Source organism: Streptomyces durhamensis (genome assembly GCF_000725475.1).
Taxonomy (GTDB): Bacteria; Actinomycetota; Actinomycetes; order Streptomycetales; family Streptomycetaceae; genus Streptomyces; species Streptomyces filipinensis.
Map to the genome: position 1 here is coordinate 1 of NZ_JNXR01000019.1, position 21,726 is coordinate 21,726.

Annotated in this window: 19 protein-coding genes and 1 pseudogene; 12 read left to right on the forward strand and 8 right to left on the reverse strand. The window is 73.8% G+C overall.

Translation table 11 applies throughout. The features are described 5' to 3' along the window. Window positions 1-251 precede the first annotated feature (251 nt). The 3 genes from IO33_RS0127765 (at window position 252) to ku (ending at window position 3,721) form a co-directional block, all read left to right on the forward strand. The gene (locus tag IO33_RS0127765) at window positions 252-1,292 is read left to right on the forward strand and encodes a helix-turn-helix domain-containing protein (protein ID WP_063765790.1); all 1,041 of its coding nucleotides are present in this window, start codon (window positions 252-254) and stop codon (window positions 1,290-1,292) included. 254 nt (window positions 1,293-1,546) lie between these two features. Further along, the gene (locus IO33_RS0127770; protein WP_031169847.1) at window positions 1,547-2,650 is read left to right on the forward strand and encodes a hypothetical protein; all 1,104 of its coding nucleotides are present in this window, start codon (window positions 1,547-1,549) and stop codon (window positions 2,648-2,650) included. A gap of 36 nt (window positions 2,651-2,686) precedes the next feature. Further along, window positions 2,687-3,721, forward strand: coding sequence for a non-homologous end joining protein Ku (gene ku / locus IO33_RS0127775; RefSeq protein ID WP_031169849.1), 1,035 nt, complete (start codon window positions 2,687-2,689; stop codon window positions 3,719-3,721). A 32-nt stretch (window positions 3,722-3,753) separates the two neighbouring features. Here ku and IO33_RS0127780 read toward each other — a convergent pair whose 3' ends face one another. Continuing rightward, a complete protein-coding gene (locus IO33_RS0127780) occupies window positions 3,754-3,912 on the reverse strand; it encodes a hypothetical protein (RefSeq protein ID WP_157857915.1) in 159 nt (52 codons plus the stop codon). Between IO33_RS0127780 and IO33_RS50540 the strand changes: the two genes are divergently transcribed. Together IO33_RS50540 and IO33_RS0127785 are read left to right on the forward strand one after the other, a co-directional pair. Then, window positions 3,899-4,039: a hypothetical protein gene (locus IO33_RS50540; protein WP_157857916.1), complete on the forward strand. Its 141-nt coding sequence runs from the start codon at window positions 3,899-3,901 to the stop codon at window positions 4,037-4,039. The two genes, IO33_RS0127780 and IO33_RS50540, sit on opposite strands and share 14 nt — an antisense overlap. 278 nt (window positions 4,040-4,317) lie before the next feature. Beyond that, the gene (locus IO33_RS0127785; protein ID WP_031169852.1) at window positions 4,318-5,499 is read left to right on the forward strand and encodes an acyltransferase family protein; all 1,182 of its coding nucleotides are present in this window, start codon (window positions 4,318-4,320) and stop codon (window positions 5,497-5,499) included. Window positions 5,500-6,076: 577 nt separating this feature from the next. On the opposite strand, the pseudogene IO33_RS0127790 reads toward IO33_RS0127785, so the two are convergent. Then, window positions 6,077-6,490: pseudogene (locus IO33_RS0127790) on the reverse strand (MarR family winged helix-turn-helix transcriptional regulator); the annotation flags it as partial. Between the two features lie 298 nt (window positions 6,491-6,788). Here IO33_RS0127790 and IO33_RS0127795 point away from each other — a divergent pair. The 5 genes from IO33_RS0127795 to IO33_RS0127815 are packed head-to-tail and all read left to right on the forward strand — an operon-like array spanning window position 6,789 to window position 11,236. Beyond that, on the forward strand, window positions 6,789-7,682 hold the full coding sequence (locus IO33_RS0127795) for an STAS domain-containing protein (protein WP_031169856.1): 894 nt from the start codon (window positions 6,789-6,791) through the stop codon (window positions 7,680-7,682). Further along, on the forward strand, window positions 7,679-8,059 hold the full coding sequence (locus IO33_RS0127800; protein ID WP_031169858.1) for an STAS domain-containing protein: 381 nt from the start codon (window positions 7,679-7,681) through the stop codon (window positions 8,057-8,059). The genes IO33_RS0127795 and IO33_RS0127800 overlap by 4 nt, the downstream gene beginning before the upstream one ends. Next, on the forward strand, window positions 8,059-8,505 hold the full coding sequence (locus IO33_RS0127805) for an anti-sigma regulatory factor (RefSeq protein WP_031169860.1): 447 nt from the start codon (window positions 8,059-8,061) through the stop codon (window positions 8,503-8,505). Before IO33_RS0127800 ends, IO33_RS0127805 begins: the two co-directional genes overlap by 1 nt. Beyond that, window positions 8,502-9,563, forward strand: coding sequence for an ATP-binding SpoIIE family protein phosphatase (locus IO33_RS0127810; protein WP_031169862.1), 1,062 nt, complete (start codon window positions 8,502-8,504; stop codon window positions 9,561-9,563). Before IO33_RS0127805 ends, IO33_RS0127810 begins: the two co-directional genes overlap by 4 nt. Next, window positions 9,560-11,236, forward strand: a complete 1,677-nt coding sequence (locus IO33_RS0127815) for a PP2C family protein-serine/threonine phosphatase (protein WP_031169865.1) — start codon at window positions 9,560-9,562, stop codon at window positions 11,234-11,236. Before IO33_RS0127810 ends, IO33_RS0127815 begins: the two co-directional genes overlap by 4 nt. A 70-nt stretch (window positions 11,237-11,306) precedes the next feature. On the opposite strand, the gene IO33_RS0127820 is transcribed toward IO33_RS0127815, so the two are convergent. Continuing rightward, window positions 11,307-13,586: a catalase gene (locus tag IO33_RS0127820; protein WP_031169867.1), complete on the reverse strand. Its 2,280-nt coding sequence runs from the start codon at window positions 13,584-13,586 to the stop codon at window positions 11,307-11,309. 714 nt (window positions 13,587-14,300) lie between these two features. After that, complete coding sequence (locus tag IO33_RS44550) at window positions 14,301-14,660, reverse strand: ANTAR domain-containing protein (RefSeq protein WP_037686136.1); 360 nt, start codon at window positions 14,658-14,660, stop codon at window positions 14,301-14,303. A 132-nt stretch (window positions 14,661-14,792) separates the two neighbouring features. On the opposite strand from IO33_RS44550, the gene IO33_RS0127835 reads away from it, so the two are divergent. After that, window positions 14,793-15,749, forward strand: coding sequence for an AraC family transcriptional regulator (locus IO33_RS0127835; protein WP_031169871.1), 957 nt, complete (start codon window positions 14,793-14,795; stop codon window positions 15,747-15,749). 83 nt (window positions 15,750-15,832) lie between these two features. On the opposite strand, the gene IO33_RS49530 is transcribed toward IO33_RS0127835, so the two are convergent. The 4 genes from IO33_RS49530 to IO33_RS0127855 form a co-directional block, all read right to left on the reverse strand. Continuing rightward, complete coding sequence (locus tag IO33_RS49530) at window positions 15,833-15,991, reverse strand: hypothetical protein (RefSeq protein ID WP_107069388.1); 159 nt, start codon at window positions 15,989-15,991, stop codon at window positions 15,833-15,835. A gap of 24 nt (window positions 15,992-16,015) precedes the next feature. Then, entirely contained in the window at window positions 16,016-16,822 is an 807-nt protein-coding gene (locus IO33_RS0127845; RefSeq protein WP_031169873.1) for an inositol monophosphatase family protein, read from the reverse strand. A gap of 72 nt (window positions 16,823-16,894) precedes the next feature. After that, window positions 16,895-18,691, reverse strand: a complete 1,797-nt coding sequence (locus IO33_RS0127850) for an RICIN domain-containing protein (protein ID WP_031169876.1) — start codon at window positions 18,689-18,691, stop codon at window positions 16,895-16,897. Window positions 18,692-18,817: 126 nt separating this feature from the next. Beyond that, entirely contained in the window at window positions 18,818-19,999 is a 1,182-nt protein-coding gene (locus tag IO33_RS0127855; RefSeq protein ID WP_031169878.1) for an FAD-dependent oxidoreductase, read from the reverse strand. 561 nt (window positions 20,000-20,560) lie between these two features. Between IO33_RS0127855 and IO33_RS0127860 the strand changes: the two genes are divergently transcribed. Further along, a complete protein-coding gene (locus tag IO33_RS0127860) occupies window positions 20,561-21,568 on the forward strand; it encodes a Ppx/GppA family phosphatase (RefSeq protein ID WP_031169881.1) in 1,008 nt (335 codons plus the stop codon). The last annotated feature ends 158 nt before the right edge of the window (window positions 21,569-21,726 follow it).

The following is a 21,726-nucleotide window of genomic DNA, read 5'->3' on the forward strand; positions in this document are numbered from 1 at the left end:
GCCGCGGAGGGGGTGGGCGGGAGGGTCCGGGGCATGCCCGCATCATGTGGCCCCGGGACGACGACGGTCGCGCGGCAAGCCGCACGGTCCTCCCAACGGGTGAGCGGGGAAGCTCGCCGACGGACGCGGTCGTCTGCGGTGTGCCGCGGGTCGACCGGTCGTAACGGGGCACGGGACACGGCCGGTTGGCCCGGGGGCGGTCGCCTCCAGGCCCTGAAAACCCCCGCTCCGCCCTGTGGTTGACTACCGCCGTGTTGCCTGAAACCGTCTTCAGCACCCAGGAACTGCCGGCGCGCGACCGTTTCGAGGCGTGGACGGAGCAACTCGGGCGTACGCACGCGCCGATGCACCTGAGCAGCGACCGCACCGCCGACTACCGAGGACACCAGCGGGTCATCGGGCTGGGCGAGGTGGCGGTGTGGCCCGCGACCTTCGACCACCTGGTGTTCCGTCGGACGCCGAGGCTCGTGCGGCAGTCCGACCCGGAGGTGTTCCACCTGTCCCTGCTGCGGCGCGGCGACGGCGCGGCGAGCTGGGGCAGGCAGCAGGTGGGGTACCGGATCGGCGACTTCCACGTGAACCACTCGTCCCGGTCCTACGAGATATCCACGGGGCCCGACCCGGTCACCATCGTCGGGGTGGAGATCCCGCGTACCGCGGTGGATCTCCCGGCCGACCAGGCGTTCGGGGTGGTCGGACAGCGGATATCCGGCCGTGAGGGCATGGGCGCGCTGCTCGCGGGGCTGCTTGTGCAGTTGGCGTCGGACACCTCCTCCTACCGGGCGGCCGACGCCGAGCGGTTGGGCAGGGTCGTCAGTGATCTCGTCACCGCCGTCTTCGCCCACGCCCTGGACGCGGAGCCGGACCTGCCGCCCGAGACGCACGCCCGCGCCCTGATCCTGCACATCAAGTCGTTCGTCCAGCGACATCTGGGCGATCCGGAGCTGACCCCCGCGAAGATCGCCGCGGCCCACCACATCTCGCGCAGCTACCTCTACCGCCTCTTCCAGGAGGAGGGCCTGACCGTGGCCTCGTACGTACGCGACCAGCGGCTGGCCAAGGCCCGCCAGGACCTCACCGACCCCGGGCTGCGCAATCTCCCCGTCCACGCGATAGCCACCCGCTGGGGCTACCTCCGCCCCGGCGACTTCACCCGGGCCTTCCGCACCGCGCACGGCATCACGCCCAGCGAGCTACGGGAACAGGCGCTGAGCCGGACACCCGTGGACGCTGGGCACATCGACGTGGACGCTGCGCGAACGACACCCCCCGGCGCACACGCGCATCATTGACCCCGGTCGCTCAACAGGCCCAGTGCCCGCGGCGTGCCAGGGCCACGGGGGTGCTCTGACTCGCCGACGGCACTGACGGCTCCCCAACGCCGGCGGCGTCATCCCCTCGACACATGGACGCCGCCGGCTCAGCCATGTCTCACCCCCGTTCCCAGTCGGGCCCCGAGGTCACAAATCATCTCACTCGGCACATAAACCCCTCACGGCGAGAAACTCGTACGTCCGCACCGAGGTGGCCGTCGAGAGGGGCACTGGTGGACCTGGACGCCGTCGCCGACGAGTTGTACGGGTTGCGGCCGGAGGAGTTCGTCGCCGCCCGCGACCGTCGGGCCCTGGACGCCCGCAAGGCCGGTGACCAGGCACTCGCCAGGGCGATCGGCGCGCTGCGGCGGCCGAGTCTGGGCGCCTGGGTCAGCAATCTGCTGGTGCGCCGGCAGCGGGCGGAGGTCGGGCCGCTGCTGGCCCTCGGCGAGGAGCTGCGCCGGGCCCATCGTGAACTGGACGGTCCTCAGCTGCGCAGGCTCGCCCGGCGGCAGAGCGAGGTGATCGGCGCGCTCGGGCGGCAGGCGGGCCAGCTGGCCGCGCAGGCCGGGCACGCGGTCGGCGAGGGGGTACGGCGCGAGGTCGAGGAGACCCTGCACGCCGCGCTCGCCGACCCCGAGGCCGCCCGCGCATGGGCGGCGGGGCGGCTCGTGAAACCCCTGAGCTCCGCATTCGGGTTTCCCGAGGCCGACGAGGACGTCCTCGCACGCCGTCCCACCACCCCGAGCGCGACCGGGGAGCGACGACGCGCCGAGGTCGCGGAGGCCGACGGACGCGGGACGGGGAAAAAGCGCACCGAACCCGGTGGGACCGACGGACGCGAGGCGAGGAAGCGCACCGAAGCCGAAGAGACCGACGGACGCAGAGCGGGAAGAAGGCGCACCGACGCAGAAGAGACCGGCGGACGCAGAGCGGGGAAAAGGCGCGCCGAGGCCGAGGAGCGTGCGGACGAGCTGGCACGCCGGCGCCGTCTCGACGCGGCTCGCAGAGCCGCTCGCGACGCCGAGCGGGAGCTGCGCGCCTGCGAGGCGGAGGCCCGGGCCGCCGAACAGGAGGCGGCGCAGACCGGCGACCGGGTGGCCGAGGCGGAGCAGCGCGTGCGCGACCTGCGCGGGGAACTGCGCGACGCCGAGGAGGAGCAGCGGCGGGCGCGTACCGACGAGCAGGCGGCACGCGCCCGGGCGCGGCAGGCCGACCGCGCCGTACGTGAGGCCCGGCGGCTCGTTGAGAAGACCGCGGCCCAGGCGGAACGACTGGCCGGCACCCCGGCGGACGGCGCGTCGCCGGGCCGTGCGCGCCGGCTGGTCGCCCGTTAGCAGCACGACGGCTCCTCGGACAGGAGGCGGGAGACGATGGCGAGACCGATCTGGACCGGAGTCCTGACCTTCGGGCTGGTCACCCTGCCCGTGGGCCTCTACACCGCCACCGAGGACCACACCGTGCACTTCCACCAGCTCCAGCGCGGCACCTCGGACCGGATCCGCAACAAGCGGGTCAACGAGCGCACCGGCAAGGAGGTCGCCCCGGACCGGATCGTCAAGGGCTACGAGCTGGACGAGGGCGAGTACGTCGTCGTGGAGCCGGAGGAGCTGGAGGAGATCGCGCCCGGGCGGTCGAAGGCGATCGAGCTGGCCGGGTTCGTCGACTTGCACCAGGTCGCACCCGTGTACTTCACCCGCACGTACTACGTCGGCCCGCGCGGCAAGGAGTACGTGAAGGTCTACGAGCTGATGCGGGCGGCGCTGGAGCGCTCGGGCAAGGCCGGGATCGCCACACTCACCCTGCGCGGCAAGGAGTATCTGACCGCGTTGCGCGCGCAGCAGGACGTCCTCGTCCTGCACACCCTGCACTGGGCCGACGAGGTGCGCGACCCCGCCGACGTGGTGCCCGAACTGCCGGAGCGGCGCACGAGGGCCGACAGCAAGGAGCTGCGGACGGCCCAGCAGCTGATCGACGCCCTCACCATCGACTGGGATCCCGGCGAGTACCACGACACCTACGAGGAACGGGTCAAGAAGCTCGTCGCCGCCAAGCGGAAGGGCGAGGAGGTAGTCGGCGAACCGGAGCCGCCGGAGGCGACCAATGTCATCGACCTCATGGAGGCGCTCAGCCGGAGCGTCGAGCAGAGCCGGTCCCGTGGCCGCGAGGCCGCCGGCGGCAAGAAGCCGACCGCCGGGCGGAAGGAGGCCGGGAGCGTGGCGTCCCGGAAGGCGACCGCCGCACGGAAGCAGAGCCGGAAACGGACCGCCGGGCGGAAGGAGAGCGAGGACCTCGGGGCCCTGTCGAAGGCGGAGCTGCAGCAGCGGGCGAGCGCCGCGGGTGTGCCGGGCCGGTCGAAGATGACGCGGGATCAGCTCGTCAAGGCCCTCGCCGGCCAGGCGGCTTGACCGTCGACGCCGTGGACGGGGCTCTGTCGGACTCAGACATGCGGCGGCCCGCTCGTGCCGCGCACGAGGGGTTTCGGGTCCAGCTCCGCCTCCCCGGGCTCCAGTTCGGGGTCACGGGGCACCTCCACACCGCCCCGGGGCAGCGCCGTCAACAGGCCGTCCGCATAGTGGAAGCGAATGATCGAGATCACCGCGGAGCCGGAATGCCCGCTGATCAACCCGGAGTTCAGCGTGCGTCCCGAGCACGCCGCCGAGAGCGAGTCGACGCGTGCTTCTCACCCCCGCTCCATCAACCAGCCTGAGATGGCGGGGAGTTGACCGGGATCGCCGTTTCCTCGGTGACGGCCGCCGCACGGGGGCCCGGTGACGCGCGGGACAGCGGTCACCGGTTTGCCCGGTGGGCCGGGGGCGGGGCGATCAAGGCGGTGCACGGGGCCTCACTCGTACGGGTGCACCCGGTCCGGCCGTCCGTGGCATCCGGAGGGGTTCGTCGTTCGGCAGCAGTGTGATGTTTGCCATGTGACGTGATGGACCTGGGATAAACGGGCAGCGTTCCCCTTCATGCCCCACGCCAACCCTCTCCGGCAGGTGATTCGATGACCACGGCGACGACCCGGGCGCTCCGGACGACGCCGCCCGCCCGTACCGGCGAGACGACCGCCAGGGACTCCCCGGCCGTCGCCATGCCCTCGCTGCCCTCCCTCACGGGGCTGCGGTGGATGGCGGCGCTCCTGGTGTTCGGACTCCACGTGAACAACTTCGGCTACTTCGGAGGCACCGGTGGCCGCCTCGTGACCTGGGGATTCGGTGCCGGTGCCACCGGGGTGTCGTTCTTCTTCGTGCTGTCCGGCTTTGTACTGACCTGGTCGGCCCGGCCCCGCGACCGCGCGCTCGCGTTCTGGCGGCGGCGCATCGCGCGCATCTATCCGGTGCACCTCGTCACCCTGATCGTCGCCCTGGTCATGGCGTACTCGCTGGCGCACCAGCCGAGGCCGACGCCGAAACAGGCCCTGTCCAACCTGCTGCTGCTCCACTCCTGGTGGCATCCGTGGTGGCAGACGCTGGACCCGGTCAGCTGGTCCCTCGCCTGCGAGGCGTTCTTCTACGCCGCCTTCCCCCTGCTGATCCTGCTGCTGCGCCGGCTCGGTGCGCGCGGTGCGGTCGCGCTGGGTGCCCTGTCGGTCGCGGCGGTCATGGTGCTGGCCCGGGCGGACGCCCACCACTGGTGGACGTACCCGCTGTACTCGTTCCCCGCGGCCCGGCTGCCGGAGTTCATCCTCGGCGCGGTCACCGCCCGGCTGGTGCTGCTCGGCCGGTGGCGGGGGCCGGGTCTTGAGGCGTCGCTCGCCCTGGCGATCATCGGCTACTTCCTCGTCCCTCAGGTCACGCCCGGGTACTCCGCCACCCTGTGCACCCTCGCCGGGTTCACGCTGCTCATCCCGGCCGCGGCCGTCGCGGACGTCCAGGGGCTGCCGTCGCTGTGGCGGCGCCGGCGGCTGGTGCGGCTCGGTGAGCTGTCGTTCGCCTTCTACATGATCCATCTGCTGGTGCTGCGGGCCGGCACCCAGCTGCTGGGCACGAAGCCGCACTTCGGGCTGCTCGCGGGGCTGGCCGTCACCACGGCCGTGTTCTCGGTGTCGCTGGGCCTGTCCTGGATCCTGTACGAGGCGGTGGAGTGCCCGGCCAGACGCCTGCTGCTGCGCCGGCGCCGCCGTTCCGCTCCCCAGCCGGACCGGGTCCAGGCATCTCGTGAGGCACCGGCCGCGGCGCGGGACTGAACAGGCGGCGGGCCGTGCCGCGCGGTGCACGGTCTCCAGGTGGACGCCGTCCGCCCCTCGGCGCGAGGAGAGGGCACGGCGTTCCCGGCCTCATGGAGTTCCCGTCGGATCGCACGCACGGGTGACGTCGGCAACAGCCAGGAGAGTCCGGCGGGATTCGGGGTAGTCGGCCCACCGACACCGGCCCGGTGGCATCCGCCGCCGGGCCGAGACCGCTTGGCCCGACGAAGGAGCATGTCGACGTGCGCGGGAACGAGAACGAGGTGTACCGACGGAGGGCCGCCGACGCGTCGAGCTCGCCGTCGTACGGACGGCTGGGCGGTCGTCCCGCTCAGTCCGGCCCGGGTGGGCACCACGGCACTTCGCCGGCGCTCGCCCGGCGTCGGCCGCCGCGGCCCACGCCGCCGCGGGTGAGGGCTCAGGCGGGCCGGCGCCCCGCCACGCCGGGCCACTCGGCACCGGCGGACGTCTGGCCGAGGCCGGCCCCGGCGCCGTCATCCGCACCCGCGACCCGGCCCGCCACAGCGCTCCGCCCCGCCGTCCCACGGCTCCCCGCGACGCCCTCGGCCGCCGTCCCCGCGTCGTCCCGGCCCAGGACCCGCGAAGACGCGGCGGCGCAGAACGCCTCAAGGCCCTCCAGCAGGGCCTGGGCCTTCGCCGGTGGCATGGCGGACAGCACGGCCGCCATCTCGCCCTCCCTGCGGGCACGCAGGTCGGCGAGAAAGGAACGGCCGGTGCCGCTGAGGCGCAGCCGTACCTCGCGCCGGTCGGACTCGACGGACTCGCGTTCGAGGAGCCCGCTGGTCTGCAGCCGGTCGCACAGCCGGCTCGCGGACGGGGGCGCGGCGCCCAGGATCCCGGCGAGCGTACGCAGATTGATCCCGTCGTGGTGTTCGAGGACGAGGAGCACGCGCACCTGCGGCGCCGAGGCGGGCGCCATGGAGGCCCGCCCGGACAACATTTCCAGCAACTCCGCGGCCGCGGCGGTCATCCGGGCGGCCTCGTCGGTGGACGGACGGGAGCGGAATGCGGCCACGGTCCCCCTCTCACAAGCACTGGGACGACGTCCGCCAGCGTACTAGGACGGTCCGGGCCGACTGTCCGGGCCGGGTGCCCGCGAGCAGCTTCTCGGCCCGAAGTCCCTTGGACATCAAGCCGGTTGAGCGAAGCAACGAGGTCCGGCGACGGGTTTGGTCCGGCCGCGGGCGCGGGACTATCGTTGCCGGACGGCAATGATCGGCTCGGAGCCGGCCGACAGGCGGCGGGCCCCGGGTGTGCGGAAGGAGAGGATGAGAGTGCCGGAGCAGGACGCGACCGGATCGGCGCCACGGGTGGTGAGTTCCTTCCTGGAGCGGCGCCGGGAGCAGATCGCCCAGCGCTGGGCCGACGCCCCGTTGTTCCGCTCGGTCTTCACCGTCTCCCGCGACGAGGCGGTCGAGGCGTGCAAGGCCGTGGTGGACTCCCTGTCCGACGTGGCGGTGAGCGGACGTCTGGAGGACATCACGGCACCCGGTTTCCTCCCGGTGCGCGACCAGTTGGGCCGCATGACGCAGACGAGGACCCTCAGCGGCTCGACGCCGTCCCAGATCGCCGACGAGGTGGCCGGGCTGCGCATTCCCGCCGTGGAGTTGCTGCGCGAGGAGTTCCCCGATGCCACCGCCGCGCAGGCCCAGGAGAGCGTGCTGGCTCTGACCCTGCTGCTGGGCACACTGCGCCTGGTGGTCATGGAGACGGCGCTGGACGCGAACGCGGAGCTGATCGAGCGGCAGCGGCAGCAGCTGCTCGAAGTCGCCACCCCGGTGATCAAGCTGTGGGAGGGCACGGTGGCCGTCCCGCTGATCGGGACCCTGGACAGCGCGCGCAGCCAGGTCGTCATGGAGTCGCTGCTGGAGGCCATCGTCGACCAGCGCGCCCGGTACGCCATCCTGGACATCACCGGTGTGCCCACGGTCGACTCGCTCGTCGCGCAGCATCTGATGAAGACGGTGGCCGCCGCACGGCTGATGGGCGCCGAGTGCATCGTCTCCGGCATCCGTCCGGCCATCGCGCAGACGATAGTGCAGCTGGGTATCGACCTCGGCTCGGTGCTCACCCGTGCCTCGCTGTCCGACGCCCTCGCCTACGCACTGAGCCGGCAGGGCATCGAGGTCTCCCGTGCGGACGCGGGTGCGAGTGCGCGGTGAGCCTGCCCCCTCCCGGTCAGCCGGCCCAGGTCCCGGTGCTCGCCCTGGGCGACGTCCTGCTCGTCTCGCTCCAGGGCGAGCTGCACGACGGCATGGCCGAACAGCTGCAGCACGACATCACCAGCCGTGTCGCCGCCAGCCGGGTGACCGGCGTGGTGATCGACATCTCCGGAGTGGACGTCGTCGACTCGTTCCTCGGCCGGGTGCTCGCCGAGATCGCCTCCACGGCCCGGCTGCTGGCGGCCCGTACGGTGCTGGCCGGGATGCGGCCCGCCGTGGCGATCACCCTCGTCGAGCTGGGGCTCACCCTGCCCGGCCTGGTCACCGCCCTCGACGTCGACCGTGCCCTGGAACTCCTGTCCCGGAGGGGGGCCTGATGCGTGCGTCCGGCCGAGCGTCCGCGACCAGCCTGCCCATCGGCTCGGACGCGGATCTGGCCTGGGTGCGGCAGCAGGTGCGGCAGTGCGCGGCCCAGCTCGGCTTCGGGCTCGTCCAGCAGACCAAGCTGGTCACGGCGGCGAGCGAGCTGGCCCGCAACACGCTCGTGCACGGCGGCGGCGGCCGGGCGGAGATCACTCCGCTGGACGAGGGCCGCGGCCGGGGCCTGAAGATGTGCTTCGTCGACAGCGGCCCCGGCATCCGCGATCTGGAGCTGGCCATGACCGACGGTTACACCAGCGGAGGCGGTCTCGGCCTCGGACTGAGCGGCGCCAAGCGGCTGGTGCACGAGTTCGCCGTGGACACCGAACCCGGGCGGGGAACGACCGTCACGGCCGTCGCCTGGGTGGCCCAGGTGCCCTCGTCACGTGCGGGGGCGGGATGAGCCGGGTGTGGGAGGTACCGGTGGGCGACTCCACGCGGGTACGCGATGCCCGTACGGCCGCCCGGGAGGCATGCGCGCACGCGGGCCTCGGCCCGCGGCGGACCGCGGCCGCCGAACTCGTCGCCACCGAGCTGGCCACCAATCTGCTCAAACACGCGGGCGCCGGCCGCATGGTGGTCAACCTCGTCGGGCCGCCGTCCGGTGGCCCGGGTCTGTCGGTGCAGCTCTTCTCGCTCGACCACGGGCCGGGCATCGCCGACGTCCCCACGGCGCTGCGGGACGGCTACACCACCGCAGGCGTCTCCCTCGGCGCCGGTCTGGGCAGCTGTCTGCGCAGCGCCGACGTCTTCCATCTGTACAGCGCGCCGGGCCGCGGGACGGTGGCGACAGCCCGGATCGACCCGGAGCGCGCCGGGCCCCGGACACGGCCGCGGACGCCGGCCGCGCAGGCACCGGCGGGCGGGATCTGCGTCTCGCTGGCCGAGGCCGAGCAGTGCGGTGACGCCTGGGCCTGGGCGCGCTCCGGCACCCTGCTGACCCTGCTCCTCGCGGACGGTCTCGGGCACGGCCCGAAGGCCGCGCACGCCTCCGCCGCCGCCGTGGCCGAGCTGCGCCACGCCGCGCACCTGCCGCCGGCCGAGATGATGCGCCGGCTGCACACCGCGCTGCGGCCCACCCGCGGCGCGGCGGTCGTCGTGGCCCAGCTGGACACCGAGCGCGCGGAACTCGCCTTCGCCGGCATCGGCAACGCCGGCGCCCGGCTGCGTACCGCGGAGGGCTGGACGTCCCTCGTCTCCCATCCGGGGATCGTCGGGGCGTACTTCCCGGCGCACGTCCCCGTGCGCAGGATGCCGTGGCGCCAGGGCAGTCTGCTGGTCGTGCACAGCGACGGACTGCCCAGCCGTTGGACACCACCGAACGACCCCCAGCTGCTCGCGCGGGATCCCGCGGTGCTGGCCGCGGCCGTTCTGCGCGACGCGGGCAGTCTCGCCCGCCCCGTACGCGACGACACCACTGTGGCCGTACTGGCCCCCCGACCGCCGGACCAGCACCCATGACAGCCGCCTCCGAGACCTGGACCCTCACCTCCCCCGCCGACGCGGCCCGCGCCCGTGCCCTGCTGGCGCGGCTCACCGCGGACGCCGCGGTGCCCGCCCTCGACCGCACCCGCTTCCTGGCCGCGCTCGGCGCGCGGCTGCGGCCCTGCCGGGACGGGGGCCGGGTGGAGCTGACCGTGACGGCTCGTGCCGACGGCGCGCTGCACGTGGAGGTGTGCGGGCCCGAGCCGTGGCAGCGCACCCTCTCCTGTGCCGTCCCCGTCACCGGTCCGCTGCCCGGGCCCGCCGACGTGGACGACGCCCGGCTCGCCGAGGCCCTCCTGGACGCGGACGAGGACGCCGCCGCCGTCCTCGCGCAGCTGGCGGAGACGGAGGAGCTGATCCGGTTCCACCGGGAGGAGCTGCACCAGACCAACCAGGGCGTGCTCGCGCTGCACGCCGAGCTGGAGGCGGCGGCGCTGGCACAGCGCGAGCTGCTCGATGCCGAGCGGGCGGCCCGCGCGGAGGCGGAGAACGCCCGGCGGCAGCTGACCTTCCTCGCCGACGCCAGCGCCGCCCTGAACGAATCGCTGGACCACGAGGACATCCTGCGCGGGCTGCCGGAGCTGCTGGTCCCGGAGTACGCCCGGCACGTCGACGTGTGGCTCGTGGACGACGAGCGGACGCCCCCGGCCGAGCGGGCGGCGGCCTCGGTGACGGCGGCCCGCACCGGCCGGCCCCAGCACGCGGGTCCACGACCGGGCGGGCTGCCGGGCGTGGACGACCTGCCGGCCTCGGCCCTGTCGCCGGACCGGCCGCTGCTGTGTCTGCCGCTCGGTGTGCGCGCGGTGCAGGGGGTGCTGACGCTGGCCGCGCACGGCGACCGATTCGACCCGGACACCACGGTGATGCTGGTCGAGCTGGCCCGTCGGGCGGGCATCGCGCTGGACAACGCCCGGCAGTACCAGCAGCACCGCAACGTCGCCGAGGAACTGCAGCGCGCCCAGCTCACCGAGCTGCCCGCCACCCGAGGCCTCGCGCTCGCCGCGCGCTATCTGCCGGCCACGCACGGGATGAACATCGGCGGCGACTGGTACGACGCCTTCCCGCAGCCCGACGGCAGTGTGCTGGCCGTGATAGGAGACGTCACGGGGCACGGACTGCGGGCGGCGGTCATCATGGGCCAACTGCGCACCGCCCTGCGCGCGTACGCCGTCGAGGGCAACGGACCGGCCCGTATCCTCACCCTGCTGCACCGGATGCTGCGCCACCAGCAGCCGGAGCTGTACGCGACGTGCGCCCTCGCCCGGTTCACGCCCGGGGACGCACGGGTGGTCTTGGCGGCCGCCGGGCATCCGCCGGGCGTCGTGCGCGGCCCGGCGGGCGAGGTGCGGGTGCTGGAGGCCAAGCCGGGCATCATGCTGGGCGTCCCGGTGCCCTACGAGTACGAGGAGCACACCGTCGAGCTGCCCGCGGGCTCGACGCTCGCGCTGTACACGGACGGACTGGTGGAGCGGCGGTCCGCCGGGATCGACGCGGGCATCGAGCGGCTGGCCCAGGCCATGGGCGCGCTCGGCACGGCCGAGCTGGAGGACCTGGAGACGGCGGCCGACTCGCTGCTGAAGCCGATGCTGCACGACTCCGAACACGACGACGACATCTGCCTGTTGCTGTGCCGCACCACCCGGACCTGACAGCCGTGCGCCGGCGGCCAGGTCCGGGGCGGGTCCGCAGGCCCGGCCCCGGCCGCCGGCGCGCGGCCGGTCAGGCGGTGGACGGGAAGCGGTCCCAGACCCGGTGGGAGCCGAGCAGCTGGGTGAGCTGCTGCAGCACCGGGGCGGCGCCGTCGCCGGCGATCACACCGGGCGCGTCGAGGGGGATGCCGGCTGCCTCCAGCGCGCTCTGCGCGCCCTTGGTGGCTCCGATGGCCTTGCCGTGCCGGTACGCCTCCGCCAGCAGCAGTCCCACGCGCGGGTCGGGCGTGCCGCTTCGGTCGGTGGGCAGGCCCGCCTTGGCGTCCCGGGCACCGTAGGCGTCGGTGCCGATGCCCGGGGTGCCGGCCACCAGCAGGGCGTCGAACTCCACGGACCGCGCCGTGGCGTAGGTCCGCTGCACGTTCAGCGCGTCCCCGTCGGTCCCGAGGGTGCCGCCCGTCGGCGCGACGACCAGCGGGACCATGCCGCTGTCCAGCACCTCCTGGCGTACGGCCCGTACCCCGTCCAGGTCGCCGTCGGGGCCGGTGACGATGCCGATGATCCGGCCGTCGGTGGGCCAGGTGTGCCCGACCTGGGACAGGGCGGGGCTGGGCGCGACGTCGGCCAGCGGCACGGTGGGCCCCGGCGCGGGCAGGCCGAGGCCGGTGGCGACGCCCGCGCACAGCTCCGGGTCGATGTTCGCCAGCACCTGCAACGCCCGTTCCCTGATGGACTGTTCGTAGCACTTGGCGAGTTCGAAGGTGTAGGCGCCGATGATGTGCTCACGCTCCACGGAGCTCATGCTGAGCCAGAACCGGCGCGGCTGGCTGAAGTGGTCGTCGAACGACGCCGGCGCCTCGCGGACCTTCGTCGCCTCCGGGACCCGTACGGGAGCCTCGACGTAGGCCGCGAGGTCGGCGCCGGCCGTGAACGGGCAACCGCCGTCGAGGGAGTTGGGGCGATAGGGGGCCGCTCCCCGGTGCACGGCCGTCTGGTGCATGCCGTCGCGCAGCATGTCGTTGACGGGTGCGTGCGGCCGGTTGACCGGGATCTGCGCGAAGTTGGGGCCGCCGAGGCGCGTGATCTGGGTGTCCAGGTAGGAGAACAGCCGCCCGGACAGCAGCGGGTCGTCGGTGATGTCGATGCCGGGGACGAGGTGGCCGGGGTGGAAGGCGACCTGCTCGGTCTCGGCGAAGAAGTTCGACGGGTTGCGGTTCAGGGTGAGCAGCCCGATGGGCTGAACGGGGGCGAGTTCCTCGGGGACGATGTTGGTGGGGTCCAGCAGGTCGATGCCCTCGAAGGTCTGGTCGGGGGTGTCGGGGAAGGTCTGGATGCCGAACTCCCACTCGGGGTATGCGCCTGCCTCGATGGCGTCGGCGAGGTCGCGGCGGTGGAAGTCGGGGTCGACTCCGTTGACGATCTGGGCCTCCTCCCACACCAGCGAGTGCACGCCCAGCCTCGGCTTCCAGTGGAACTTCACCAGCGTCGTCCCGCCGGCCGCGTCGACCAGGCGGAAGGTGTGGACGCCGAAGCCCTCCATCGTGCGGTACGAGCGGGGGATGCCGCGGTCGGACATGTTCCACAGGGTGTGGTGGGTGGCCTCGGTGTGCAGGGTGACGAAGTCCCAGAAGGTGTCGTGGGCGCTCTGCGCCTGTGGGATCTCGCGGTCGGGGTGCGGTTTGGCGGCGTGCACGACGTCCGGGAACTTGATGGCGTCCTGGATGAAGAAGACCGGGATGTTGTTGCCGACCAGGTCGAAGACGCCCTCGCTGGTGTAGAACTTCGTCGCGAAACCGCGGGTGTCCCGGACGGTGTCGGAGGAGCCCCGGGAGCCGAGCACGGTGGAGAAGCGGACGAACACCGGCGTCTCGACGTCCTCGGCGAGGAAGGCCGCCTTCGTCACGTTCGCCGCCGTGCCGTAGCTGCGGAAGACCCCGTGCGCGCCGGCGCCGCGGGCGTGGACCACACGCTCGGGGATGCGTTCGTGGTCGAAGTGCATGACCTTTTCCCGCAGGTGGTGGTCCTGCAGGAGCACCGGGCCACGGGGTCCCGCCTTGAGCGAGTGGTCCGTGTCGGACAGCCGGGTGCCCTGGGCGTTGGTCAGGTAGCGGCCGCTCTGCGCCGTCCGGGCCTGGTCGGCGCCGGTGGGCTGGCCGGTGGGCGAGACGGTGTCGGGGCCGGTCTGGTCGGGCTTGGGCGGGTACGGCTCATGGGGTTCGGTCGGCTCGGCGACGGGCGGCGTCCGGGGACCGGGCTTGCCGGGGATCCCCTCCTCCGGGCCCGTGCCGTCACCGCGCAGGGCGTCCGTCACCTTGTCCGCCGCTCGCTTCAGCGGGTTCGTCTCGCTCATCTCCACCATTCCTTCGCTGGTCACGGGGGCGGGCCCGGCACCGGCGAAGAGGGGTGTCCGACGCGCGGTGGCCACACCCGGGCATACGACCGACCACGCGAACACATCGGGAGAAAGGGGTCGACGCGGCCTTCGTACCGAGGTCCCCGAGCCGGTGCGTCCGAAACCGGGAATCGCACAGGATCTCCGGTCGGGGTGAAGTCGGGCCGTCTCCCATCGCGTAGCCGGGACGGCTGGCCCGCCGGACGCCTCCGTCCGGACCCGGGGACCGTCGAGCAGGGCCAATGACCCCCTGCCGAGGGTGATTTCGTCAGCAGGGCCGGTTTCTTGACCCGAGCAGGCAAGCACCCGGCTGCCCGCACCGCCACCTTAGGCGCTGGCCCCGGCCGCCGCAGTTCGAAAGCGCCGGTCAGCGCCGGACGGGCCGCCGGGGAGCGGAGCACGCGACGGCCGCCTCTCGGCCCTGCGGTCAGGGCCCGGCCCCGGTCATGGGCGGGCCGTGACCCGCGGGGTCTCCCCCGGCGGGTCCACCGCGTCGGAGACGAGGAAGCCGTGCTCCACCGCGCTGCCCGGGTACTCCCCCGGGGCCCCGTGCACGAGGGCGCACGGGGCCCTGGGGGACCTCCTCCGCAGGCGTGCGCAGGGTACGGCCCGCGCGCGGGGCGCCCCCTTCGCATTGCACGCGGCGCCCATGCGAAACCCCGGCCGCCCCCGTCAGCCGACCGGGCCGCAGCGCATGGCCTGTCCGGCGCTCTCGGGCGCGGACGCGGCGGCGTGCTCGGCGTCCCGGGCGCGGGCCACCGCCGCGGACAGGGCCCGGCGGATGTCGTCGGGGAACCGGCCGCCGGAGGGCCACAGGACCACCCAGCGGGCGACCTCGCGGAGTTTGACGTTCGTGTGCTGCGAGACCTGCTTGAGCACCTCCCAGCCCTGTTCCGGGCGGAGTCCGCCGGCGGTGATGACCACGCCGATCGCCTGGTCCACCAGGGCGTGCGAGGCCACGGCTTGGCGCAGCTGGGCCACCTCCTCCCGGAGTGCCGCCAGCTGGTCCGCCTGCTCGTCGTGTCCGATCATGCCGCCACCCTGCGCGGCCCGCCCGGCCGACACCAGCCACCAGGCGAACGCCCCGGCAGGCAGCCGTACGGAAAACGAAAAGTGCCTGGTCAGGTGTTACATAGTCGGGTGATTCGGGGGCATCCGCGACGCATGGACACGCTCACCTTCGACAGCGCGGATCTGGCGGAGACGGAAGACTTCCTCAGCCGCGCCTACGCCAGGATGCGTATCGGCAGCAGCACGCCCGAGGCCACCCGCACCCGGATCCGCCGCAGCGCCATCGCCCCGGTGAGCGTGGACGAACTCGCGCTCGACTTCGAGATGAGCTACTCGGTGACGCCACTGGGCCGGGTCTGTCTGTGCGTGGTGCACGAGGGAACGGTGCGGGACCACGGCTTCCCGGGCGTCGAGAACGACACCTTCGGGCCGGGTGACGTGGTGCTGCTCGCGCCGCCCGACCTGCCGTACTCGGGGCGGATCCACCACGCCCGCTACACCATCACGATGCTGGATCCGGCGCTGCTCGCCCAGGTGGCCGCCGGTCCGGACGGCTCAGGACCGGTACGGCTGACCGGCCACCGGCCGCGCTCGGCGGTCGCGGCCCGCCAGCTGGGTCACGCGATCGGCCACCTGCGCGATCATGTGCTGTGCGATCCCGGGACCGCCGACCAGCCGCTGATCGCCGCGACGGCCGGACAGTACCTGGCGGCGAGCGTCCTGAACGCCTTCCCTAACACCGTCCTGACCGAGCCCACCGCGACCGACCGCAGGGACGCGCATCCTCAGATGCTGCGCCGTGCCCTCGCCTACATCGACGACCACGCCGGTCAGCCGGTCACGGTGGCCGACATCGCCGCGGCGGCCCATGTGACGGCCCGGGCCCTGCAGTACGCGTTCCGGCGGCACCTGGACACCACCCCGCTGGCGCATCTGCGCCGGGTACGGCTCGCGCACGCCCATCACGACCTGGTGGCGGCCCACCCCGGCGGCGGGGAGACCGTCACGTCGATCGCCGCCCGCTGGGGCTTCCACCACCCGGGCCGCTTCGCCGCCCTGTACCGGAACACCTACCGGCGTACCCCGCACGCGACCCTGTCGGACGGCTGACGGGTTGCGGTACGGCTCGGGGGGACAAGACCAGGCCGGTGACGGGCACGCCGTCGCCGTCGACGCTTCGGGAGCGGCACCCTTCAGAACCGCATCCCGTGTCCCCGGGCCAGGACGAGGTGCGGGTCGTGGCGCCGTTTGGCCTCGGCGAAGGCCGGCCAGCGGACGCCGTGGTGGTCCCGCCAGTCGGCGTCCGACAGGGGCAGGGCGTTGACGGGATAGGCAATCAGACGGCGCGGCATCCGTCGAGAACGCCGTCAACTCTCTTACCCGTCCAGGCGGTTGATGACCTGCAGCAGTGCGGCGTGGGTCTCCGCGTCGGCCGCCGCGACCAGTCCGCCCGCGCCGGTGAGCACGGGTTCGCCGTACAGCCCGGTCACGACGCAGCCGGCCGCCTCGCACAGGGCGATGCCCGCCGCGAAGTGCACGCTGTCGCGCAGGTCGCCGTCGGTGACGTAGGCGGCCCTGCGTCCGGCCGCGACCCAGGCGACGGCGAGGGTGCTGGAGACCACCCGGGGCCGGAAGCGTTCGGCGAAGCCCGGGTCGGCGAGCAGCCGGGTCGCGTGGAATCCGGGGGCGTTGGGGAAGGGCGGGTCGAGGTTGACGTCGACCAGCGCGGACCCGGGCCAGGGCGTCAGCCGCTCGTCGGCGCCGTCGCCGTGGACCCGGGCGGTGTCGCCGTCGGTCCAGAACACCTCGCCGCTGAACGGGTCGGCGGTCGCGGCGGCCGTGACCCTGTCCCCCTCCCGCAGGGCGACGTTCACGCCGACGAGCATGTTCCGCACCGCGTAGTTGAGGGTGCCGCACAGCGGGTCGACGAGCCAGCGGCGAGGTGCGTCGGCGGCGCCGGAGCGACCGCTCTCCTCGCCGGTCACGGCGTCGTCGGGGCGGGCGGCGCGCAGCACGTCCAGGATGGCCCGCTCGGCGGCGAGGTCCGCCTCGGTCGCGAAGTCTCCGGCGGACTTGTCGTAGCGTGCGAGCCGGCTGCCGTAGAGCTCTCGGACCACGGCGGCGCCCGCCTGGGCCGCGGTCACGGCCAGGCGGGCGTCGGATTCCCCGTTGATGATCGACATGGGCGCAGGATAACCGCAAGTTCCCTGACCGCCGCAGGGATTGGGCGCCCCTGTGTCCACGGTACGCGGCGCTCAGGCCGCGGTGAGGGACAGGGTCTGTTCGGCGGCGCTGCGTCCGGCTCCCACGGAACTCCCGCTACGGTCCGTCCAGTCGCGCACCGGTGTGGTCTCGGCGAGCCGGCCGGAACGGCCCGAGAGGCCGAGCGCGAGTCCGCTGTAGCGGTTGACCAGGCGGTAGCTGCCGCCGGACGCGTTCGGGAGCACGAACCACTGCTGCCCGGCGGATGGCCCGCCGGCGGGGGCCGCGGTGACGGTGGGCCGGGCGCCCCAGGCGCGGCCGGAGGCGGAGGTGGAGTCGACGCCGAGCAGCCGGCCGCTCGCGGCGTTGGCGAGGGTGAAGGCTCCGTCGCCGGTCGGGGTGAAGATCCAGGAGTCGCGGCCGGACCGGGTGGGCCGGGCCAGCGAGGTGGTGGCGGTGCCACCGGCCTTCTGGGCGAGGATCCGCCCCGCGCCGCTGGCGATGCGGTAGCGGCGGCCGGTGTCCACGGGCGCGGCGGCGGGCTTCCCGGTGTCGACGGTGATGTCGACGTACTCGCCGGAGGAGTCGTGCGAGCAGCCGAAGGAGCAGTACGAGCGGAAGGACCGGCCGACGGTCGTGGAGCCGGTGCGGTTGGCGCTGTCGAGGAACCAGCGGTACCAGGAGGCGTTGGTGTAGCCGCCGGTGTCGCCGACGAGGTGCCACTTCTGGGTGGTCAGGTCGTCGGTGGCGTAGAGGTACTGCGGGGAGTTCCCGCTCTGGTCGACGGCCTGGGGTGTGCCGATGTACAGCCCGAGATAGGCGTCGTAGGCGATGTTCATGACGAACAGCGGTGAGGTCGGGGGCATCTTGCCGGCCGCGATCTGCTGGGCGGCGGTGCCGGTGTTGGCCGGGTCGTACTCGGCCGAGGCGGGGGTGTAGCCGGTGGGGTGGCCGGCGTCGACGGGGACGATGTCGCTCTCCCTGCCGCCGGTGCCGGGCTGGGACCAGGCGCCGTCGTACCACTTGCGCCAGGAGCCGGGGGCCATCTTGGCGGCGATCGGGGCGCGGGCCACGTGCTCGTAGAACGCCTTCCAGCCGCCGCTCTTGTCGATGATCCGGGAGCCGTAATAGACGTAGAAGTAGCCGGAGGCGGTGTCGACGAAGAGGCGCTGGTCGCCGTCGCCGTAGGAGTACGTCTGGTTCGGGAAGGCCTCGGTGTCCCCGCGTGTGGTGCTGTACGGGGAGGTGAGCACGTGGTCCTTGACGGTCCAGGTGCGGCCCCGGTCGGTGGAGACGGCGTAGTCGATGGCGTCGTAGTGGAGTCCGTCGCCGAAGGGCTGCGGGGTGAACTCGTTGTGCACCAGGCCGTACCAGGCACCGGTGTCGGGGTCGACCCACACCCCGGACAGGTCGCAGTAGTTCTTCTGCGCGTAGCCGGAGCCGCTCGGCGCGTACGTCGCCTGGCGGCCGGTGGGGCTGTTGTTGCAGCGCCAGGTGGTGTCGTCGTTGCGGTCCGCGGGGTTGGCGGGGTTCACCGCCTTGCTGAGGGTCTTGTCGAACGCGGCGGTGTCGAAGTCCTTGCCGGTGTAGAAGTCCCAGGTGCGCGGGTCCTTGGCGCCGTACAGCGCGGCGGACTGCTGGTAGTGGAAGGTGCCGTCCCGGTCGAGGTAGGGACTGGCGGGGGTGTCCGTGGGGTGGGTGAAGGGCACCGGGGCCCCCACGGTGACGGTGTAGGTGGCGTCGGCGGGGGTCACGGCCGATGCCGGGGAGGCGGTGCCGCCGCCCAGGACCAGGGCGGCAGTCGCCGAAAACACCGCCAGGGCGCCGCCTGCGCTGCTCGAGAGTCGCAACTGTGCTCCTTGTTGCCGAAGGGCCGGTTGCACGGAACGATCCGGCCCGGCGGTTTCCCCGGCAATGGACTCCGGTGCTCCGCCTCTTGCACTTTCGCGCGCGTACGTCCGCTCGCGGACCGCCGGTCAGGGTCGCGCGGGCGGGTCGGCGGGCAGCGGGCTGTCCCAGGCCAGCTGGCGGAGCAGCGCCTCCTCCGGCTCGACGGGACGGGCCGCGACGGGCGCCGGGCCGGACGGCGTGCGGGTGCCGCGGGAGAGGCCGCCGCTGACGGTGATGTTGTGCTCCACGCGGGGGCGGCGGTGCCGCTCGTAGGCGGTGAACGCGGCCTGCGGGTCCGGCAGGTCGCGCAGCGCCTTGGCGAGGACGACGGCGTCCTCCAGGGCCATGGAGGCCCCCTGGCCGGTCGCCGGGGAGGCCGCGTGGGCCGCGTCGCCGATGAGCAGGGTGCGGCCCTTCTGCCACACCGCGCCGAGCGGCATCTCGGTGGCGTTGGTGACCATCACGGGGCCCTGGGACGCGGCGACGATGTCCGCGGCGGGCGTGGGGTCCTTGCGCAGCAGCGGCAGCAGTTCCTCGCGCCACGGGGCATGGTGGGCGGCTGCTCCGGCGGGCAGGGGTCCGGTGCTCACGCGGGCGAACCAGTACGTCTGCCCGGTCGGTGAGGCCGCGTATCCGAAGGCGGTCTCGCTGCCCCGCACCATGGTGATGACGCCGGTGCCCTCCGCGCCGGGTGCGGCGCCGCTGTAGCCGTAGAAGACCCGCTGCCCCGCGTAGGCGGGCCCGACGCCGGGGGTGAGGATCCGGCGCACGGTGGAGTTCAGCCCGTCGGCGCCGACGACGAGGTCCGCGTCGGCGGTGCCGCCGTCGGCGAACCGGGCGGTGACGCCGTACGGGCCGTCCGTGACGTCGACCAGACGGGCGCCGTGGCTCAGCCGGATGCCGCGCCGGACCGCCTCGCCCTGCAGGGCCGCGTTCAGCTCGCCGCGCCGCAGACAGCGGTACCGCAGGCCCGGGTCGGCCATCTCGCCGAGCGGCGCGTGTGTCAGTTCGGCTCCCTGGCTGTCGAGGAGCCGCAGCGAAGTCAGCGGAAAACCGACGGCGGTGACGGCGTCCGTGGCGTCGAGCTGGGCCAGGGCGCGCATGCCGTTGCTCGCCAGGGTGAGGAACGCCCCGATGTCCTCCGCCGTGTCGGGGTGTGCCTCGTACACGGTGACGTCGTGTCCGGCCTTGTGCAGTCCGAGCGCGGCCGCGGTGCCCGCGATGCCGCCGCCGATCACCAGTACCCTCGTCGCATCCGTCCCGCTCAAGTGCCGCTCCTCGCGCCGTCGGTGGTGTGGTGGTGGCCATCTAAAGGCAGGGGCGGGCCGGTCGGGGGGCCGGGTGCCGAGATCCGGACAGGGTCCGCGCGGGCAGGGCGCGGCGAGGGGTGTCGGACGGCGGAAGCGCCGCCCGGTGTGGTGCTCACGGGTGCCGGGGGCCAGGGGACGCAGCTCGTCCGGGTCCTGCGCGACCGTCACGGGTCCGAGCGCCTGGCACAGCGCCCGGCTGGGGGCGCGCGGGGGTGCCGGTGACCGTTCTCGCGCAGACCTGGTTCGCGGCGGCCGACGGAGCCAAGGCCCGGCTGCGGGCGGCCGGGGGCTGCGGCGGAGGTGGTGTGCGGGGCTGCGGCGGACGCTGTGTGCGGGGCATGTGCCCGGACGCTGCCGTAGGGCCGGCGTCCGGTGGACACCGGCCCGTGCGCGGCCCGCTCCTGGCCCGCCTCCGACTGTCCCGCGAGCCGTTCCCGGGGAGCATGCGGGCCTGCTGCTGTGCACAGGCGCGCCCCCTGTGCGAGGGGTTGCCGCCGGAGGAGTGGGTACTTCCCGGCCATGCGGGTGAGCGTGGTGGATGCGGGGTCGAACACGGTCCGGTTGGTGATCGCCGACGTGGAGGGCGGTGTTCCGCTGCCGGTGCACACCGTCAAGTGGAAGCTGCGCCTGTCCGAACACGTCGGTCCGGACGGCACCATCACCGACGAGGCGGTGGAGCTGCTGGTCAAGGCGGTGGCCGCGGCCGGTGCCACGGCACGGACGTGGAGCGCGGCAGGACCGCTGGCCTTCGCGACCGCGGTGGTGCGGAACGCTCCGAACCGGCAGGAGGTGCTGCGACGGGTCGCGGCGGGCACCGGGATCCGCATGTGCACGCTGCCCGGTGAGACCGAGGCCGACCTGACGTTCCTGGCGGCCCGGCGCTGGCTGGGCTGGCACGCCGGCCCGCTCGCGGTGCTCGACATCGGCGGCGGCTCCCTGGAGGTGGCCTTCGGCCGGGGCCGGCTGCCCGACTTCGCCGCCTCCCTGCCGCTCGGCGCGAACCGGCTCACGCGGGAGTACCTGTCCGACCAGGACCCGCCGGGGCCGGCGGAACTGAAGGAACTGCGCCGCCGGATACGCCACGAGCTGCGGGACGTGGCCTCGCGGATCCGCTGGGAACGGCCGCGTACCGCCGCGGTCAGCTCCCGTACGTTCCAGCAGCTGGCCCGGCTGTGCGGTGCGGCGCCGGGGCGGTACGGCCCGTTCGTACGGCGGGACATGCGCTGTCGGGACCTGCGCGAGGCGGCCCGTACTCTCGCCGCGCTGCCCGCCGCCGAGCGTGCCCAGCTGCCCGGGATCTCCGCGCCGCGCGCCGAGCAGAGTCTGGCCGGGGCGGTCGTCGGGCACACGGCGCTGAAGCTGATGGGGCTGCGCGGGGCCGTCGTCTGCCCGTGGGCGATCCGCGAGGGCGTCCTGCTGCGGTACATCGAGGACGGCGCCGACTGGTGGACGGACGTCGCCGGCACCACCGACACCGCTGCGCCCCCTGCCACGACGGCCCTGCGCATCGCCGGCCCACCGGCCTGACCGCCATCGCCCCGCCCGGGAGGTACCCCGCCCGGCCCCCGGGTGGAGTCCTCTCGGTGAGCGACGAGGAGCCGGGCGCGGGCCACCGGCTGTGCCCGCCACCCGGACGCCCCCTGTGCCGGGACGGGCCTGGCAGCGCCGTGCGGCGGGCCTGCCCG

Coding starts and splice junctions, on each gene's coding strand:
- ku (WP_031169849.1), top strand. CDS start 2,687: ATGGCGAGACCGATCTGGACCGGAGTCCTGACCTTCGGGCTGGTCACC.
- IO33_RS50540 (WP_157857916.1), top strand. CDS start 3,899: ATGATCGAGATCACCGCGGAGCCGGAATGCCCGCTGATCAACCCGGAG.
- IO33_RS0127785 (WP_031169852.1), top strand. CDS start 4,318: ATGACCACGGCGACGACCCGGGCGCTCCGGACGACGCCGCCCGCCCGT.
- IO33_RS0127795 (WP_031169856.1), top strand. CDS start 6,789: ATGAGAGTGCCGGAGCAGGACGCGACCGGATCGGCGCCACGGGTGGTG.
- IO33_RS0127805 (WP_031169860.1), top strand. CDS start 8,059: ATGCGTGCGTCCGGCCGAGCGTCCGCGACCAGCCTGCCCATCGGCTCG.
- IO33_RS0127810 (WP_031169862.1), top strand. CDS start 8,502: ATGAGCCGGGTGTGGGAGGTACCGGTGGGCGACTCCACGCGGGTACGC.
- IO33_RS0127815 (WP_031169865.1), top strand. CDS start 9,560: ATGACAGCCGCCTCCGAGACCTGGACCCTCACCTCCCCCGCCGACGCG.
- IO33_RS0127820 (WP_031169867.1), bottom strand. CDS start 13,586: ATGAGCGAGACGAACCCGCTGAAGCGAGCGGCGGACAAGGTGACGGAC.
- IO33_RS44550 (WP_037686136.1), bottom strand. CDS start 14,660: ATGATCGGACACGACGAGCAGGCGGACCAGCTGGCGGCACTCCGGGAG.
- IO33_RS0127835 (WP_031169871.1), top strand. CDS start 14,793: ATGGACACGCTCACCTTCGACAGCGCGGATCTGGCGGAGACGGAAGAC.
- IO33_RS49530 (WP_107069388.1), bottom strand. CDS start 15,991: ATGCCGCGCCGTCTGATTGCCTATCCCGTCAACGCCCTGCCCCTGTCG.
- IO33_RS0127845 (WP_031169873.1), bottom strand. CDS start 16,822: ATGTCGATCATCAACGGGGAATCCGACGCCCGCCTGGCCGTGACCGCG.
- IO33_RS0127860 (WP_031169881.1), top strand. CDS start 20,561: ATGCGGGTGAGCGTGGTGGATGCGGGGTCGAACACGGTCCGGTTGGTG.